The 17,717-nt window shown below is 44.5% G+C and carries 15 protein-coding genes; 3 read left to right on the forward strand and 12 right to left on the reverse strand.

The window, feature by feature from the left end:
* Positions 1-40: 40 nt before the first annotated feature.
* Both ACFQ21_RS18930 and egtB read right to left on the reverse strand, forming a co-directional pair.
* Positions 41-1,009 carry an L-histidine N(alpha)-methyltransferase gene (locus tag ACFQ21_RS18930; protein WP_377581138.1) on the reverse strand — a complete coding sequence of 323 codons (969 nt, stop codon included), beginning with the start codon at positions 1,007-1,009 and terminating at the stop codon, positions 41-43.
* A 2-nt stretch (positions 1,010-1,011) separates the two neighbouring features.
* The gene (egtB, locus tag ACFQ21_RS18935; RefSeq protein WP_377581142.1) at positions 1,012-2,154 is read right to left on the reverse strand and encodes an ergothioneine biosynthesis protein EgtB; all 1,143 of its coding nucleotides are present in this window, start codon (positions 2,152-2,154) and stop codon (positions 1,012-1,014) included.
* A 296-nt stretch (positions 2,155-2,450) separates the two neighbouring features.
* Here egtB and ACFQ21_RS18940 point away from each other — a divergent pair, with 296 nt between their 5' ends.
* Positions 2,451-2,648, forward strand: coding sequence for a hypothetical protein (locus ACFQ21_RS18940; protein ID WP_377581145.1), 198 nt, complete (start codon positions 2,451-2,453; stop codon positions 2,646-2,648).
* 377 nt (positions 2,649-3,025) lie between these two features.
* Complete coding sequence (gene acnA / locus ACFQ21_RS18945) at positions 3,026-5,779, forward strand: aconitate hydratase AcnA (protein WP_377581148.1); 2,754 nt, start codon at positions 3,026-3,028, stop codon at positions 5,777-5,779.
* A gap of 18 nt (positions 5,780-5,797) precedes the next feature.
* On the opposite strand, the gene ACFQ21_RS18950 is transcribed toward acnA, so the two are convergent.
* From ACFQ21_RS18950 to ACFQ21_RS18985, 8 genes are all read right to left on the reverse strand, one after another.
* Positions 5,798-6,283, reverse strand: a complete 486-nt coding sequence (locus ACFQ21_RS18950; protein ID WP_377581151.1) for a retropepsin-like aspartic protease — start codon at positions 6,281-6,283, stop codon at positions 5,798-5,800.
* 252 nt (positions 6,284-6,535) lie between these two features.
* Entirely contained in the window at positions 6,536-7,654 is a 1,119-nt protein-coding gene (locus ACFQ21_RS18955) for an ABC transporter permease (RefSeq protein WP_377581154.1), read from the reverse strand.
* On the reverse strand, positions 7,651-8,757 hold the full coding sequence (locus tag ACFQ21_RS18960) for an ABC transporter permease (RefSeq protein ID WP_377581158.1): 1,107 nt from the start codon (positions 8,755-8,757) through the stop codon (positions 7,651-7,653). Before ACFQ21_RS18960 ends, ACFQ21_RS18955 begins: the two co-directional genes overlap by 4 nt.
* Before the next feature lie 16 nt (positions 8,758-8,773).
* The gene (locus tag ACFQ21_RS18965; protein WP_377581161.1) at positions 8,774-9,514 is read right to left on the reverse strand and encodes an ABC transporter ATP-binding protein; all 741 of its coding nucleotides are present in this window, start codon (positions 9,512-9,514) and stop codon (positions 8,774-8,776) included.
* Positions 9,511-10,443, reverse strand: a complete 933-nt coding sequence (locus ACFQ21_RS18970) for an ABC transporter ATP-binding protein (RefSeq protein ID WP_377581164.1) — start codon at positions 10,441-10,443, stop codon at positions 9,511-9,513. Before ACFQ21_RS18970 ends, ACFQ21_RS18965 begins: the two co-directional genes overlap by 4 nt.
* Positions 10,444-10,487: 44 nt before the next feature.
* The gene (locus tag ACFQ21_RS18975; protein WP_377581167.1) at positions 10,488-11,375 is read right to left on the reverse strand and encodes an HlyD family secretion protein; all 888 of its coding nucleotides are present in this window, start codon (positions 11,373-11,375) and stop codon (positions 10,488-10,490) included.
* Positions 11,376-11,392: 17 nt separating this feature from the next.
* A complete protein-coding gene (locus tag ACFQ21_RS18980) occupies positions 11,393-12,679 on the reverse strand; it encodes a TolC family protein (protein ID WP_377581170.1) in 1,287 nt (428 codons plus the stop codon).
* A gap of 50 nt (positions 12,680-12,729) precedes the next feature.
* Positions 12,730-13,344: a TetR/AcrR family transcriptional regulator gene (locus ACFQ21_RS18985; protein WP_377581173.1), complete on the reverse strand. Its 615-nt coding sequence runs from the start codon at positions 13,342-13,344 to the stop codon at positions 12,730-12,732.
* 275 nt (positions 13,345-13,619) lie between these two features.
* Here ACFQ21_RS18985 and ACFQ21_RS18990 point away from each other — a divergent pair, with 275 nt between their 5' ends.
* A complete protein-coding gene (locus ACFQ21_RS18990; RefSeq protein ID WP_377581176.1) occupies positions 13,620-15,977 on the forward strand; it encodes a GAF domain-containing protein in 2,358 nt (785 codons plus the stop codon).
* Positions 15,978-16,194: 217 nt separating this feature from the next.
* Here ACFQ21_RS18990 and ACFQ21_RS18995 read toward each other — a convergent pair whose 3' ends face one another.
* Both ACFQ21_RS18995 and ACFQ21_RS19000 read right to left on the reverse strand, forming a co-directional pair.
* The gene (locus tag ACFQ21_RS18995; RefSeq protein WP_377581179.1) at positions 16,195-16,635 is read right to left on the reverse strand and encodes a hypothetical protein; all 441 of its coding nucleotides are present in this window, start codon (positions 16,633-16,635) and stop codon (positions 16,195-16,197) included.
* A 213-nt stretch (positions 16,636-16,848) separates the two neighbouring features.
* Positions 16,849-17,559 (reverse strand): pirin family protein, encoded by a 711-nt coding sequence (locus ACFQ21_RS19000; protein ID WP_377581182.1) that lies wholly within the window; start codon positions 17,557-17,559, stop codon positions 16,849-16,851.
* Positions 17,560-17,717: the final 158 nt, after the last annotated feature.

The raw sequence follows: 17,717 nt of genomic DNA on the forward strand, positions 1-17,717 counted from the left end.
ATAAAATATACTTCCTTTCAATTAGAAGTCCGAAAGTAGCTCAGCTTTTTTTACGGAACAGCACATCCGTAAAATAATATTTACGATCGTAGTAATACTGTGTGATTTCCAATCCCGTACGCGCAGCCAGTTTTTCGATCATGGCCACATCATATTTCTGTGATACTTCGGTATGTATTATCTCCCAACGTTTGAAATGTATAGTCTTGTGCAAGGCTTCTATATGTACATCCTGGTCGTTCATACTTACCAGGTAGCTTTTCGTCATGCCGGTTTCCGGATCGTAGTAAGGATAATGTGTAAACTGATCGCGTTGAAAGTCGGCTCCGAGTTCGCGGTTCAGTCGCGCGAGTAAATTCAGGTTGAAGTCGCGGGTAATGCCGTGCGGATCATCATACGCAGCCTGCACCAGGCGCGGATCTTTCTTCAGGTCAAAGCCGATCAGCAGTTGATCGCCCGGCTCCATACTCGCAGCAATGGTAGCGATAAAATGTTCCGCATCAGCCGGTATAAAATTGCCGATGTTGGCACCGAGGAATAAATATACTTTTCGGTTATGATCGCGTTCCTGTATCGACACGATGGCTTCATCATACGGTTTGTTTACCGGCTGTATCGAAAGCGAAGGCACAGCACCCAGTAGTCTCTCCGTTAACTGATCAAGCACGGAAGAAGATATATCTACCGGCATATACTGAAATGAAGTATGCTGCTCGCTGAAATGGCGCAGCAGTATTTCAGTCTTCAATCCGTCACCGGCACCGAACTCGATCAGGTCAAATATACTCCCATCGCCCGTAAAATGCTGGCGCAGATTTTCTTTCTGTGTATTCAGGATTTCATACTCACAACCCGTTAAATAATATTCGGGCATGCGCATAATCTTCTGAAAAATCTTGTCGCCTGCTTCATCGTAGAAGAGCCAGCTTGGAAGACGCTTGGGAATCTTCGCGAATCCTTCTTCTACTGCGTGTGCTATGGCGATGGATTGGTGGTCTGCTATTAGCATAATTATTTTTTACACAGCCGGATGCCATTGAACTGCCACCGCAGCTGCGGATGAAAAAAGTTACGATATGTTTTACGTGAATGATCAGCCGGTGTTGCAACGGATGCTCCCCGCAACACCATTTGATTGATCATGAATTTACCATTATACTCACCCACGGCACCCGGTGGTTTTGTATAGCCGGGGTAGGGAAGGTATGCACTGTTGGTATGCTCCCAGCGTTGTCTCCATTGAAACGCATCGCATGCTGCTTCCCATTCAAATTCGGTTGGCAGGCGCATGCCGCTCCATTCTGCAAAAGCAGCGGCTTCATAGAAGCTCACGTGCGTTACCGGCTCTGCGGGATTTACTTTTTCGAAACCTGAAAGTGCATAGCGGTGCCATGCTCCATCGTGTTTATACCAGTATAGCGGGCTATCAATTTTATGTTCATTTACCCACGCCCAACCATCGCTGTGCCAGTATAACGGATTTTTATAGCCCCCATCGTTGATGAACGCTATATACTCTTCATTGGTAACCAAACTCTTTCGAATATAAAATGACGGCAATTGTATAGCATGCACGCCATGTTCGTTGTCAAATGAAAAACCGGAAGTATGATGGCCGATGGTATAGATTCCGCCTGCTATAGCAGCAAAAGTAGAGTCGCTTTCTATAAAAGATGTTTCCTTAAAATTTTCATCATAAGGAGGAAAGAGCGGGTTATGTCCCAGTATATATTTTATATCGGTATATAATAATTCCTGGTGCTGCTGTTCGTGGTGGAGACCGAGTTCAACGAGTGGTGTTATCGTATCGGATGCTGCGGAAAGAAACGATGTCATGTGTTCATCAACATACGACCGGTACGCGAGTATCTCATCTACCGTTGGCCTCGACATATTGCCGCGATGCAGACGGAGAACGCGTTCGCCAACACTGTCGTAATAGCTGTTGAACAAAAACGAGTAACGCGGATGAAAGCGTTTATATTCCGGGCTATATTTGGACAGGATGAATTCCTCCCAGAACCAGGTGGTATGGGCGAGGTGCCATTTCGGTGGACTAACATCCGAAACGGGTTGTACTACATAATCCTCTTTTTGAAGCGGAGCACAGATTTTTTCAGAATATTGGCGTATGGCCAGGTAGCGATTCTTCATGCCGTATAACAGAACGATAATCGGGGTTGTTAATGTTTTGTAAATTATGATGCCAGTGGGTGAAGTAACAAATTTATTGTGCGGATCGCAACAGTTTACGGCCAGGTTACCGACCGGTTGAACAGAATGGAAATTCAAAAAAAATCACGAAGGCTCTCCGGGGTAAAATTTGCAGAATCTTAATCTGCTCATAATCACCGTTTCACAGCCTCTTACGAGTTTTACAAAAGTTGCATGATATACAATTCATGGAATCTTTTGTGTCATCATCTTTGTTAATTTTATACAAAACTCCGATGAAAAGGAAGCACGATATGAAAGCAACGTACTATTCGATTCTTTGCCAGAAGTTTGCGATGTATATATCGTCAGAAGATGACAACGATGACTTGTTCCAATGGCTTTACCAGGACAACAATAATTGGAAGATTCTTTTCCAGGCGTGCGCGCGTTTTCGGATTTTCAGACTTCCCAAAGCACCGGAAGGAACCTAGGAAGGACCGTTGCATGGTTATGTGCGTTTTCTGTACAACATGAGTATAGGTAACGAGAGAGAAAGTACTTGTCAACGAATGCACTGTCGTTGAGCTGAAGATTTGTCTATACCCTGCTATCCGTTGTATATAGCATCTGTTTATTTAGTTTAATCACGCCAGCGTTATAGTATTGTCCGGTAGTTTGCTGCGGGTGCGAACAGGGAAATTGCTTCTACAGCGTCTTTTTTTATGTGCGGTAATTAAACTTGCAAAAGCCGTTCATAAGTAAAGTCTAACCATTTTGTTCTATAGTTTGTAATTTCAGAATGCAGGCGGTAAATGGATTTACCTGCTGGCAGGATTTTATAGATCATGCGTCATTAATTTTATTTAACATGGCAACACAGAATTACTTGGACATTGCAGATACACTTGCGTTGAATGGTGATAGCTATTCATTCTATAATCTCAGAAAGTTGCAGGAGCAGGGCTACGAAGTTTCCAAACTACCGTTTTGTATACGGGTGTTGCTGGAGAATGCCATTCGTCATTACGATGATTATGTAGTAACAAAAGATCATGTGAATACACTGCTGCAGTGGAAGCCGAATCCGGAAGACAAAGAGATTCCGTTCATGCCCACACGTGTACTCATGCAGGACTTTACAGGAGTGCCGGCTATTGTAGATATAGCTTCGCTACGCAGTGAAATGGCGCGCAAGGGAAAGAACATCACCCGCATCAATCCGCTGATACCGGTTGATCTGGTAGTGGATCACTCGGTGCAGGTGGATTACTATGGAAACAAGGATGCGTATAGGCTTAACGTTGATAAGGAATATGAACGCAACAGCGAACGCTATCGCTTTCTGAAATGGGCACAGAATGCATTTGATAATTTTTCTGTCGTGCCTCCGGGTATGGGCATCTGTCACCAGGTAAACCTGGAATATTTTTCAACGTGCGTTACCGAGCGCAACGGGTATATATTTCCGGATTCGCTGGTTGGTACAGACTCGCACACACCCATGGTAAACGGGCTGGGTATAGTAGCGTATGGTGTAGGCGGTATAGAGGCGGAAGCCGCGATGTTGGGACAGCCTCATTTCTTTACGGTACCGGAAGTGATTGGGCTGAAGTTAAAAGGAAAATTACCCGCAGGCAGTACAGCCTCTGATCTCGTGCTGACCATTACGAATTTACTTCGCAAGACTAAAGTGGTGGGTAAATTTGTAGAAGTATTTGGTGATGGGCTTGATTCATTGTCGGTGCCTGATCGTGCTACCATTGGTAACATGTCGCCTGAGTTTGGTTGTACCATTACATACTTCCCGATCGATCGTAAAACACTGGAGTATCTCGAGAAAACAAACCGTCCTGCACGCGTAGTGGAACTGACCGAACGCTATACCAAGGCAAACCTGTTGTGGCGTGAGAATGAAGATGTCATTGCATATAGCCAGGTAGTTGAACTTGACCTTGCCACGGTAGAGCCTTCCATTTCAGGACCAAGTCGTCCGCAGGATAAAATTAACCTGCGCCAGTCGAAAGCTGTTATTCACGACATACTTGAAAAGGCATACGCACAAAAGCTCGCACCAGTATCAGCACCAACGGTGGGTAAATGGAAAAGCGAAGGAGGAAATATACAGCCTCCGGTTGCAAAAGTAATTGATCACCCGGGTGTACATGAAATTAGTGTAAGCTACCAGGGAGAAACGTTTGATCTGCGCGATGGTGCCGTAGTGATAGCAGCTATAACAAGTTGTACCAACACTTCAAACCCGGATGTTATGATTGGTGCCGGACTCCTTGCACAAAAAGCATTGGAGAAAGGATTGATGACGAAGCCCTGGGTAAAGACAAGTCTTGCTCCTGGTTCTAAAGTAGTAACGGACTACCTGCAGGAAGCAGGACTGCTTGCCAAACTCGAACAATTGAAATTCAATGTTGTAGGCTATGGCTGTACTTCGTGCATCGGTAACTCCGGGCCGTTGCCTGATCCTATCGCGCATGCTATTGTTGATAACGATCTAATGGTAGGCGCTGCACTTTCAAGCAATCGAAACTTTGAAGCACGCATTCATCCGCTGGTAAAAATGAATTTTCTGATGTCGCCTTTGCTGGTGGTGGCGTATGCGATCGCTGGTCGGATGGACATTGATTTTTATAATGAACCGTTAGGCTCCGGTACCAACGGACAAGATATATACCTGAAAGATATATGGCCATCGGCTGATGAGATTCATGCTGTTGTGAATCGCGTAGTGCGCAAAGAACACTTCAAAAAAAATTACGGTGAGATATTCAATGGCAATGAACAGTGGGAGAAACTGGAAGCTCCTCCGGGCAAAGCCTATAAATGGGATGAACATTCTACCTATGTAAAGGAAGCTCCTTTCTTCGTTGATCTCCCGGAAGGAACAACGCCAATTCAACCGGTTAACGGTGCGCGTGTACTGCTGGCGTTGGGCGATTCCATTACCACAGATCATATTTCACCTGCCGGTGTATTCAACGAAAAATCTCCAGCCGGTAAATATTTGCGCAGTCGTGGTGTACCCGTTGAAGAGTTCAATTCTTATGGTTCACGGAGGGGTAATGATGAAGTAATGGTACGCGGTACATTTGCCAATGTACGCATCCGGAACAAGCTTGCATCCCGCGAAGGCGGCTATACTACATTTTTACCAACAGGCGAAGAGATGTCGGTATACGAAGCTGCTATGAAATATAAAGAACAGAATATACCGCTTATTGTATTGGCCGGTAAAGAATACGGTAGCGGCTCGTCACGCGACTGGGCTGCGAAGGGTACATTTCTGCTGGGAATAAAAGCGGTGATTGCGGAAAGCTATGAACGTATACACCGAAGCAACCTGGTGGGTATGGGTGTATTGCCCCTGCAGTTTAAAGAAGGTGAAAGTTATACCAGTCTTGGTCTTACCGGTAAGGAAGTTTTATCCATACCTGAATTGAATGACAACGTTCAGCCACTTCAGTTACTCACGGTACACGCTATTGCTGATAATGCGACATCACGAACCTTCCAGGTAGTGTGCAGGCTTGACAGCAAGATTGAAATTGACTACTATCGCAACAATGGTATTCTGCAATACATGCTGCGTCAGTTGCTGATCCGGAATTAGGCTATATATACCGCGTGGTTACTTATGGAGACAGTTCAGCACAATGGTGCGCTCTCCAAAATCAATTTTGCCTCCGAGTATATTGAGCAGGTCGAGGCCAATAATGCCTGCGACTTTTATATTCGGGTCGTTGAAGTATGCTGAAAGGTTATCGAGGTTGGAAGCCTTGTTAATGAATTTCAATTCATGCGGACCGATTCTCACAACGGCCGATCGCACCTCTTTAATAGACGATCGGCCACCCAATCCTTCGATGTGTCGTTGTGAAAAGTACTTGTTATCGATCGTTTTAAAATTATACTCATAAGCCAGCGATTCGTTAAGCAATGTAATGCTGGCACCGGTATCCAGAATGAAATAGGCCGCAACTCCGTTAATATACCCTTCGATCAACGCTATGTTCCGAACGAGCTTAAAGGTGATAGTATCCTGCGCCATGCAGGTGAGCACATCCGTTACGAGCGCTATACTCAATAGGATCGTTATCGTAATTTTAGTTTTCACAAAGCAATACCGGGCAGAGTGCACACGCAGTCTGTGTAAAATGAATGCATACCTTTTGACGAGTTATAATGTATTGATGTTACACAACGATGCGACTACGGTATCGCTATACGTAGATAACATACATTGGCATGCACTCCAAGATTAATGCCATTTGTGAAAACAGATAAATACCGGTAATAATACAGATTTACTTTTGTGCAAGTGATCAGCAGTGGACGATCAGTGTCCGGTAAATATATAGTATACGGGTTAACTTGCTTTTTTATAGTTCACAATCGCCCATCCATTTAGTCCGATAGCGAACAGCGCTATAATTCCGAGGTGAGGTGCTACATCCTGAAATGTACTGCCTTTCAGAATTACCATGCGCATTACCGTTATCAGGTAACTTACCGGGTTAAATCGCGTAACCACCTGCGCCCATTCCGGCATACTGTCAATTGCCGTAAAGAGTCCGCCCAACAGAATGAAGATCATCATGAAGAAGAACATGATAAACATCGCTTGCTGTTGTGTTTCGCAGAATGTTGATACAAGCAGACCCAGTCCTAATACGGCAAGCAGGTATATGGAAACAAAGCCGTAGAGCAACGCCAGACTGCCAACCGGTATAATGCCATAGATCAGCCAGGCAACCAACAGTCCGATGGTGAACACTATATTTCCCAATACCCAGAAAGGAATAAGCTTGCCGAGAATGAAATGGTGTTTACGGATAGGGGTAACGTTGATTTGCTCGATGGTGCCTGCTTCTTTCTCTTTTACTATATTCAGCGCTGTGAGAAATCCACCGATCATTGTTACCAGCACCGCCAATATACCCGGGACCATATATACCTGATAGTTGAGATTCGGGTTGAACCAGTTAGACGATGTTACATCGATGGTTGGTATAACATTGAAGCGATTGTTCTGTAGAAAATCAATGCGTATCTCCTGGTTATAGTCGCGGATAATGCTGGCCAGGTATGCACCACCCAGGTTTGCCTTTACGCCGTTGATCGCATTGACGGCAACCAGTAATTTCTGTTCATCTTCACGAATAAGGTTACGCTCGAAGCCATCCGGTATTTCCAATATAACATCAGCTTCGTCTGACTCGATAAGGTGAAATGCTTCTCCATACGAACGATTATACCCCGTCAATCGGAAATACCCGGACGATATAATTTTTGTGATCATCTTTTGCGAGTAGGAGGAGTGATCGTGATCCACCACGGAGAGGTTAATGTTCTTGACTTCATAATTTGCTGCGAGCGGCAATATGATCAACTGCATCACCGGCATTACCAGGATCATGGCCAGTATAGACCGGTTCCGGAATATTTGTCTGAACTCCTTTTGAAGTAGAAATTTTATAGCTCTCATGCGAGTCGTATTTTAAAGCTCTTTATACTGATGACTAGTAAAAACACGGTGATGCCCGCCAGGATCAATGTCTCTTTCCAGATGGACGCTATACCGAGTCCTTTTATCATGATCGATTTTACAATGATATAGTACCATTTAGCGGGTATAATGTTGGTGAGAATCTGCAAAGGCACCGGCATGTTTTCGATCGGGAACATAAAGCCGCTGAAGAGAATGGTTGGCAGTAACATACCCATCAGGGAGATAAGCATAGCTGTTTGCTGCGAATCTGTTTTTACCGAGATAAATATACCCAGCGAAAGACAGGTAATGATGAACAATGTACTTTCCGCAAAGAGCAGCACAATACTACCGTGCACGGGCAAGTCAAGCAGAAATACGCTGAGTAATAAAATGGAAGTAACATTTACCAGCGACAAGAGTAAATACGGAATTGCCTTGGATAGAATAACCAATATAGGTTTGAACGGTGAGACAAGCAGGATCTCCATTGTACCCGCCTCTTTCTCCTTTACAATGGAAACAGCCGTCATCATCACACATACCAGCATCAGTACCAACGCCATTACTCCCGGCACGAAGTTGTGTGCACCTTTCAGTTGTGGATTATAGAGCATGCGTGTTTCCGGTATAATTCTATAGGGAATTTTGGTTGTCTCGTTAACCTGCAGTTGATAGTCTTGTATAACTGAGGACGCATAGTTAATCAACGTAGTAGCCAGGTTTGGATCAGAGGCATCGGCAATGAGTTGCACCTGCACATCGTTTTGATGCATGAGTTCCTGTCCGAAATTTACCGGTATAACAATCGCCATTTTTATTTGTCCTTCGTGAAAGCCGCGTTCAATCTGTTGCTGGTTCCAGGCAGTCTTTTCAATTTCAAAATAGCGACTTGCTTCAATCTGTGCTACCAGTTGCTGCGATGCTATATCGCGGGCATGATCTACAACCAGTATCTTCGAGTTCTTTACTTCGTTGGTCAGCGCAAAACCGAAGATCAGGATTTGTACTACCGGCATGCCGAATAATATCAGCAGTGTCTTTCGGTCGCGCAGGACGTGGGCAAATTCTTTTCGGATAAATATCCTGAGTTGTTTCATATACTATATATCGTTTTTACTCGGCACGCTTGGCGCCCCGTGCAAGCTGGTAGAAAACTTCGTCCATAGAAAATGCATTGAATTTCTTCTTCAGATTATGGGGTGTATCCAATGCTTCAATTTTTCCATCCACCATAATGGACACGCGGTTGCAATACTCAGCTTCATCCATATAGTGTGTCGTAACAAAAACGGTAACGCCTTTTTCCGCTGCATCGTAAATGAGGTTCCAGAATTGTCTGCGTGTTACCGGATCGACACCTCCCGTAGGTTCATCCAGGAAAACAATTTTTGGTTGATGCAGGACAGCTACCGAGAAAGACAACTTCTGCTTCCAGCCCAGGGGTAATCCGGATACTAATTTCTTTGCCTCATTCTGTAAACCGAGTTGTGTGATCAACGCATCGCTTTTGCGGGCAATCTCATCATCCGACAAACCATATATACCCCCGAAGAACCGGATGTTCTCCAATACCGTAAGATCTTCGTACAGCGAAAACTTCTGGCTCATATAGCCAATGTTCTTCTTGATGCGTTCAGTCTCGCGGTATACATCGTAACCTGCAATGGTCGCGTTGCCGGAAGAAGGAATTGATAAGCCGCACAACATGCGCATCGCGGTAGTCTTACCTGCACCGTTTGCCCCCAGGAAACCAAAGATCTCTCCGGTATATACTTCCAGCGTAATGGCGTTGGTAGCAATGAAGTCGCCAAATCGCTTGGTAAGATTTTCTGTTTTAATAACAGCTTCTTTCATGCATGCAGCAGTTTAATAAAGCAGTCTTCAATGGTAGGTTGTATTCGTTTTACTTCAATATTGTCCATGCCGGCATATTGAAGCATGGAGACTATATCTTGCTCCTGGTGTACATGTTCCTTAAATGTGGCGTGGGCATACTCACCAAATGCATAGCTGGTAGCCACTGTGTTGTTCGTACCCAGTACCTTGAGCAAGGCAGGCATTTTCTCGGCACGTATCGCATAGAGTATATCGGGGTACGATTTGATAATGGCATCCGGAGTGTCAATGGCGAGTATAGATCCTTGCTGCATAAGTGCAATGCGGTCGCACAAGGTAGCTTCATCCATATAGGGCGTGGACACCAGTATGGTAATATTCTGTTCCTTGAGACGCTTCAGCATTTCCCAGAATTCTTTGCGTGATACAGGATCAACACCAGTAGTGGGCTCATCAAGAAATAATACTGTAGGTTTATGGATCAACGCACAGCACAACGCCAGTTTTTGCTTCATGCCACCGGATAGCTTGCCCGCCCTGCGATCTTTGAAACGCTCGAGTTGTACATATATATCTTTGATCAGGTGATAATTTTCTTCGATCGTTGTATTGAATACCGTGACGAAAAAGTTTAGGTTTTCGGCAATGGTAAGATCCGGGTATAGCGAAAATTTACCGGGCATATACCCAACCGTATGCCTGATCTGTTGATAGTCCTTTACGATGTCACGACCATCCACCAGTGCGTTTCCTCCGTCTGGTAGGAGTAGCGTTGTAAGCATGCGGAAGATGCTGGTTTTGCCGGCTCCGTCTGGCCCGATCAGTCCGAACAATTCACCACGTTCTACCATAAAGGAAACTGCATTTACGGCCGTGGTTTTTTCAGCACCGTATACTTTCGTCAGGTTGTCTGCAACAATTGCGGGAGGCGTTATGCGTGTTGACATAGGTTCCGTTGTATTCATATAGTATTGTAACATGACCGTGAGGATTAGAATTTTACTTCACCGTACATTCCGATCTTGAGCTTGCCATCGTTCTTTACTTTGATCTTGGTAGCATATACCAGGTTCGCGCGCTCGTCTTTGGTCTGAATGGTTTTAGGAGTAAACTCGGCCTTGTCGCTGATCCATACAACGGTACCGGTATACGTTGTATAGTTGCCTTCCTGTGCATCGACCAGTACCTGCACCTGCTGGTTGAGTTTTACCTGAGCAAACTGATCACCCGTAATATAGGCCCGCAATATAATTTGCGAGAGGTCTGCCACTTTATACAGCGGCTTGCCATTTGCAGCCATTTCATTAGGCTCGGCATATTTGGTGAGTATTGTGCCCGTAACCGGATTTACGATTCTGCATTTCTCAAGCTGATCATTCAGTTGTTCGATCTGAACGGTGAGCGGAAGAGTTTCTTCACCCAGACTTGCTGAAGTGATGCGCAGTGATGACCGTTGTGCTTCGATCTGTTTGTTGATGATGGCAACCTGCGCATTGGCATCGTCCAGTTGTTTTTGTGTAGCGGCATCAGCCTTTAGCAAATTGGTAACGCGTTGTTGTTCGCGGTGTGCCTGTTTAAGTTGCTCCTGTAGTGCTGCAATTTGTGTAGCAACATCCGGCCGTTTACTTAACACCGCTTGTATTTGTGCCTGCAGTTGTTTTTTAGTCAGGTATAGCTGCACGCTGTCAATGCTGCCTACATATTGGCCGGCCTGTACGACTTCACCTTCTTCCAGGGTAAAAGATTTAATGAGTCCGGAGGCTTCTGCAGATACAATGACCTCAGTGGCTTCAAATGTTCCGGAGGCATCATACAAATGGTCGTTTCCGCTGCACGATGCCAGGAGCAGGGTAGTGGAGATGAAGAGTATATGTTTCATGGTATGTGGTGATTTTTCTAGTTGTCGCTTAGCCCACCCGTTGTGGTCTGGTGATTGTATTGCGCCAGCAGCCATTGTATCTCGTGGAGTATTTTGGTTTGCCGCGCCTGATCTTCTGCATTTACTTCGCGCAGGTAATCGTTGCTGGTGATCACACCATTTTCGAGTTGTGCAGCCGATGCTTTTTTGACACTCTCACGTAGTGTGATGATTTCACCATCCGAGGCTAGCAGCTGCTGTAGTCGTGTGATGTCGGCATGTTGCTGGCGGCTTGTCAGGTTGGTGTTGAACAAAAATGTTTCGCGTTGCAGGTTGATGGTTCTTCGTGAATTTTCCAGAAGCGCTTTCTCTTTCTTCAGAGTATAAATTCCCCCCAGTGACCAGCTCAATCGAACGCCTCCGATATAGTATGCTTCAAAATCATTGCTCAGCATGTTGAGTGCGGGTCGCCCGTAACCACCCTGCACAAACAGATTTAGCTTCGGGTTATTCTTTACCTGCAATTGCTGGTATTGCACATCTATACTTTTATTCTGACAGTCGTACAATGACAACTCCGGACGTGTGATCTCGTTGCTGATAGCAAGTTGCTGTGGCCGGGCCAGCACAGTATTTTCATTCAGCGACTGGTTGATGAAGAGACCGAGCATTTGAAGATAGGCCAGGCGCGTTGCTTCAAGTTCTGTGGTGCGTTGATTCGCTTTTAATAGTTCTGCTTTCAACGCATCGGCATTGCTTTTAAAGGCTATACCGTTGTCAATAGACGCTTGTGTTTTTCGTATACCCAGTTGTAAATCATTTTGCAGCAGTTCATTCTGACGGAGCTGTTCATCGGTTGTGAGTATACCAAAGTATAACTGGTTGATGCGTTCTTTCAGTGTATATAGTTCTACGGCAAGTTTTTGTTCTTCTACTTTTGCATTTACTTCGTGAGCATACTTTTGGTGCCGGATGGCGCCACCATCATATATAGTCTGGTTTACTTCTGCATATAGCTTGTATTGATCTTTACTCAATTGTGGCGCTTCCGCTCCGGGTAAAGCGATCGGCACCTGCGTTACAGCCGATTGATAGGTAGCTTGTCCGTTAATGCTGAATTGTGGCAGGTATCCTTTCATCACATTGTCGATCGAGTATTCTTTACTTTTCAGAACAAGGTCGCGCTGTTTTATCAGCGGGTAATTCTCTTCAGCCCGTGTATAGCAGGCTTCAATCGTAAGCGTGTCATTTTGCTGGGCCTGCGCGGTATAGGTATGCAGAAGGAGCAGCCACAGGCATACTGGAATCGAATATTGTTTAACCATCTTTTTTAATTGTTTGATTTAATCATTTGATTAATTTTTATACAAAAAAATTACCGCGTCTTTAAAAGCGCTTTCATCCAAATTGGAACAAGCGCTTTCCGCTCTTCCATCATGCTTTGAAACCCTTTCACACTCAGACTGCCGGCTTCCTGCAGCACAGGTTTGGCAATGAACGGAAAGAGCACCATACCCAGCAGACTTATTACAAAATGCAGCGGGTTGATATCAGGTCTCTTTTCTTTAAGTTGCTTCACGAAGTGAGATTCCTGGATCAGCTTTACTGCTTGTATTTTACCGGCAAATCGCTCCGGGTTATTCCGGATCTCGCTCATTACGAAGAGCGGCAGATCAGGATTTTCCATCAGCATACCGATATGGTTAGTGGCAGCCAGTTCAATCTTCTTCTCCAGCGATGTGCTGTTGTCGTTCAGAATCGGGGCGAGAACACCAAAGAGCTTTTGTACCTTTTCCATCATCACAATTTCAAAAAGCTTTTCCTTGCTGCGGAAATAATAATTCAGCAAGGCTAGGTTTAGTCCGGCTTCCTCGGCTATATCACGTGTGCGTGTGGCAGCATATCCTTTTTGCAAAAAAACTTTCCGGGCAGCTTCCTTTATCTTCTCTTCCGTGGTTATATCCGGTTCTACTGTCTTCTTTTTCGGCATGTTGCTGTTGTGATGGTCTGATACGGAGTCAAATGTAGTCGTGTTTCATTTTTGATCAAAACTTTTAATCAAATGATTAAAAGTGGCATTGAAGTGTATGTATTGTACGTTGAGCCGATGGACTGAATTTGATATGAGGGCATCTGAAGATGCCGTGCTTGGCAGAAAGTTCACGAAAGAACATCCTCTATTGTAGAAAATATTACCGGCCTTGCGGGAATTAAATTGACCGCTTCCTGAGTTTTAAGGAGATAGATTACGTTTTACTTTTACAAATGGCAGAAACTTTACTTAAAATGAATGAAACAGCGCCCGTTCCGACCCAGGCGAGTGTTACGTTGTCGTTCAATCCCTTTTTAGAATATCTGAAGAAACGTTTGCAGAGCGAACGCACGGTGAAGGCAGAATATTATCGTCATATCATTGAGCGCTTTACGGAAAATCCAGCGTGGAAGACAGGCCTTCCTGTTCACGATCTTGCCGCTTATAAAGAGCTGTTTGAAATTGTATATTTTGTATTGACGCCCCTGGCGGCCGATGATAAGGAGAACATGTGGGGACTGAGCACGCCCGTGCCCACTACGTTGTTCTATAGCACAGAAAGTCTTTCGAGGTTCTTTGCTGATAATAACACGACCAAAGAACCATCAAGTATAGCTTCAGAAAATTGCAAAGTCAGCAAGGATATGCAATTTATGTATGGCCTGGTGCTCGAGCGTTTCTATAACATTTCATCGCTGGCCAAAAATGACACCGTTTATTCGTATGCCGACACCGTTACAAAACTTTCCAGGTATTACAAGGTGCATGTTGACACACAGTTTGTTGAGATCCGTGTGAATGGTGAACTGCCTGCGTTGGACTACGATGTACTCGCGACTTACCTGCACGATGGCACAGGCTCGGAAGCTTTGATATGCCGCCTGAAGAAAATGTTGCCGTTGGATAGTTTTATCTTCGAAGGCTTTACGGTTATAACACTTACCGATGTTACAGCACAGCATTCGCTTGATAAGATACGCGGAATGATGGTGCATCATTCCTATAGCAATGATCAGTATCTTGAAATTTCGCAGGCACTCAAAACAATAGCCGGTAATGAGCACATCGAGTTCAGACTTGTACCGATCATTGGTGTTAATGGTAAATCCACATTTGCTTCGAACGAAGAGTGCATACAAAGTATATTAATGAACGCATTGCAGGAGTCTGGTATTACGGAGGAAGCGTTGAATACATTCATTCAGAAATACCAGAACAACCCGCGCATACTGGTATACAACGGTATATCATCGGAAGAGAAGGCAGAGGATAATTTCCTTCGTATTTTAAAGAAGACGGCTGTTGAATCGTATGCCCTGCTGCCGGTATACTATCACAGCGAACTTACCGGTGTGCTCGAAATATACTCTGAGAAAGAGATATTGTTTGATGAGCGCCTGTTCTCGAAAGTGCAGACAGCCATACCGTTGATAGCGCAGTTGCTGAAATTTACCCGCGATGAATTCCAGTCGCAGCTCTCGAACGTTATACGCGATAAGTTCACATCGCTGCAGCCCGCGGTGCAGTGGCGGTTTAACGAAGTTGCGTGGCATTACCTGCAACGTAATTTTACAGACCTGAGCAATCCGGAAATAGAAGAGATCCGTTTTGAAAATGTATACCCGCTATACGGGGCCATTGATGTTCGGAACTCTACCAGCGAACGGAACCGCGCGATCCATGAGGATATTAAAAGTCAGTTGACACTACTGCAGGATACGTTATCTGCGTTGAAGACCATAGACGAAAGTCACACGAAGCCAGATGGCGCGATGGACGAAGCGTGTACGCACTGGAAGGAACAGATCGATGGCTATTTTACTTCACGTGATGAAATAGCGCTGAACAACTTCCTGGAAACCGAAGTACATCCGTATTTACTCGAAGTGCAGGAATCTTACCCGGAAGCGCGCGCGATTGTAAGTCGCTATCTTAACGCTATTGATGAGCGGGAGGGGGCTGCCTTTAAAAATCGTTCGGAGCTTGAAACGTCACTCCAACTGATAAACACTAAGTTGAATCAGTACTTTGATGTAGCCCAGAAGATGCTGCAGGTTGAGTATCCGTTTTACTTCGAGAAATTCCGCACAGACGGTATTGAGTACGATCTGTATATAGGACAGTCAATCGCCCCGGAAAAGAAATTTGAGACAGCGCATCTGAAGCGACTCCGACAATGGCAATTACAATCCATGGCCGAGATTGCCCGACTCACGCAGCGATTGTTGCCACAAATGCCACGACATCTCCATACCACGCAGCTGATCTTTGTGCACGCGCGTGCTATCGACATCACGTTCCGTAACGATGAGAGACGTTTCGATGTAGAAGGTGCGTATAACATCCGCTACGAGGTGATCAAGAAACGCATTGACAAAGTGTTAATCAAAGATACTCGCGAACGCCTCACACAACCCGGCAAGATTGCCATTGTATATTTCAATCAGCAGGAAGCGCTGGAGTATATAGGCTATATCCGCGAGTTACAACAGCAGGGTTTACTGGACGACAGTCTTGAATACCTGGAGCTGGAAGAATTACAAGGCGTTAATAGACTCAAAGCCTTGCGGGTAGGCGTAAAATATCACTAATACAATCACAATCACTACGTAAAAGAAATGAGGCTGTCTCAAAAGTCTTTTTCGTTTTTATCGAGCCGTATACTATGTCGTTAATGCATATCTATACCAAATAAAAAAACTAAACCGCTTAACAAAATGCCCCATAAACAAAATTGTCTATGGGGGATTTTTTCAAGAAGAGACTTTTGAGACAGCCTCTTTTACATATAGTTTATGATGTGAACTTTTAATTTTTCAACGAACTGCGAAGCCATTCTTTGGCAGCTTCAAGTTCTTCAAACATAGCGGTTGACATTTTTGAGGATGACTGATTCTCTTTATTCATTTCGAGATAGTTATCCACCGGCATTTTTCCGAAGACATCGCGTGGTAATACAAACGCAACATGTTGTATACCTTCTGCCAGTGTTCTTGGATTCCATTCTTTGGCAGCCCACCCTTCACTCAGGTGTGCCCCGAGCCGGGATGTATCTGCAAGCCATGACATCTTTCCATGTATTTTTTTCTTCTCAATCATGATTTGCAGGCCAAGGTTAAGGAAGGCCTTAAATTCTTCATCCGTTAGAAAACCGATGGGTGAAAAAATGATGCAGGGTACAGATGTGTCATAGTCGAGCGTGCCATTTTCTTTCGTATGTAATCTGATAACTTCTGATGGTGTGTTCATAGATAAGGTTAGAATATTTTATTCAAATTTATTGAGGCTGGACACATGGTGAAATCAAGATTATACCCAATGGCGAATCCGCATTTTTACGGAGAGTGTACTAAGTGATGCTGTATTTACATGCTTGGCCGCGTGTTTTATTAATGCGTGGACCTTGTGTGTATAGACATTGGAGAAATATATAGTTATAAAAAATTTATTTTTGCAGATATCTCAATGATTTATAGGCACTTCAATAATTACGATATGACTTTCTGCCGGAAAGTTGAGGTTGATGCTGTCGGTATCCCAGATACCCATACCGTTGCGTTCGTTCACGTTCTGTGAGTTTACCTGTACAGCGCCTTTTACCACAAACAGAAATACACCTTTATTCACCGGGTTGAAAGTATACTTGGTGTCCTGTCCTTTCTCAAAATAGCCCAGGGATATTTTAGCGTTCTGGTTTATCCAGCAATGACTTTGTCCTTCTTCCCAGCTTACTGCCGTTACAAGCTGATTGATTCGCTTCTCAGCCGGGAAATGTCTGCGCTGGTAACGCGGTGTTATATTCAGTACTTTGGGTTCGATCCATATCTGCAGGAAGTTAACTTCATCCGTACCTACGTTGTGTTCTTCATGACGCAAGCCACTGCCTGCACTCATGATCTGCACCCAGTCTTTCGTTACTACTTCTTTGTAGCCCAATGAGTCGATGTGATTCATGGAGCCTTGCAGCATAATGGAAATGATCTCCATGTTAGCGTGCGGATGTAATCCAAAACCATTGCCCGGTGTTACGAAGTCATCGTTAAAAGCGCGCAGCAGTCCGAAGCTGTTTCGTACCGGGTTATAATAGTTTGAGAAACTGAATGTAAAATTACTCTTCAGCCAGCCTATGTCTTTCGTGCCGCGTTCACTTGGAGTATACAATTGATATTGCATGATCGTTATTGTTTTGTGTTGATATAGACATTGTTTCCAATGAGAAGGACAACAATCTTTCCTATATATAGCAGTAAATCTACAACTGCAGATGAGTGGTACTGCTTGAACTAGGTTAAGAAATAAAACCTTTGAAAACGGACTTGAAGGCCGAACCT

Origin of the sequence: Ohtaekwangia kribbensis, from assembly GCF_042676245.1 — a bacterium.
In the GTDB taxonomy this organism is placed as follows: domain Bacteria; phylum Bacteroidota; class Bacteroidia; order Cytophagales; family Cyclobacteriaceae; genus Ohtaekwangia; species Ohtaekwangia kribbensis.

Bases quoted from the DNA above. Each gene is read 5' to 3' on its own strand.
- egtB (WP_377581142.1), bottom strand. From the start codon at position 2,154: ATGAAGAATCGCTACCTGGCCATACGCCAATATTCTGAAAAAATCTGT.
- ACFQ21_RS18930 (WP_377581138.1), bottom strand. From the start codon at position 1,009: ATGCTAATAGCAGACCACCAATCCATCGCCATAGCACACGCAGTAGAA.
- ACFQ21_RS19000 (WP_377581182.1), bottom strand. From the start codon at position 17,559: ATGCAATATCAATTGTATACTCCAAGTGAACGCGGCACGAAAGACATA.
- ACFQ21_RS18970 (WP_377581164.1), bottom strand. From the start codon at position 10,443: ATGTCAACACGCATAACGCCTCCCGCAATTGTTGCAGACAACCTGACG.
- ACFQ21_RS18980 (WP_377581170.1), bottom strand. From the start codon at position 12,679: ATGGTTAAACAATATTCGATTCCAGTATGCCTGTGGCTGCTCCTTCTG.
- ACFQ21_RS18965 (WP_377581161.1), bottom strand. From the start codon at position 9,514: ATGAAAGAAGCTGTTATTAAAACAGAAAATCTTACCAAGCGATTTGGC.
- ACFQ21_RS18960 (WP_377581158.1), bottom strand. From the start codon at position 8,757: ATGAAACAACTCAGGATATTTATCCGAAAAGAATTTGCCCACGTCCTG.
- acnA (WP_377581148.1), top strand. From the start codon at position 3,026: ATGGCAACACAGAATTACTTGGACATTGCAGATACACTTGCGTTGAAT.
- ACFQ21_RS18985 (WP_377581173.1), bottom strand. From the start codon at position 13,344: ATGCCGAAAAAGAAGACAGTAGAACCGGATATAACCACGGAAGAGAAG.
- ACFQ21_RS18990 (WP_377581176.1), top strand. From the start codon at position 13,620: ATGGCAGAAACTTTACTTAAAATGAATGAAACAGCGCCCGTTCCGACC.
- ACFQ21_RS18955 (WP_377581154.1), bottom strand. From the start codon at position 7,654: ATGAGAGCTATAAAATTTCTACTTCAAAAGGAGTTCAGACAAATATTC.
- ACFQ21_RS18940 (WP_377581145.1), top strand. From the start codon at position 2,451: ATGAAAAGGAAGCACGATATGAAAGCAACGTACTATTCGATTCTTTGC.
- ACFQ21_RS18975 (WP_377581167.1), bottom strand. From the start codon at position 11,375: ATGAAACATATACTCTTCATCTCCACTACCCTGCTCCTGGCATCGTGC.
- ACFQ21_RS18995 (WP_377581179.1), bottom strand. From the start codon at position 16,635: ATGAACACACCATCAGAAGTTATCAGATTACATACGAAAGAAAATGGC.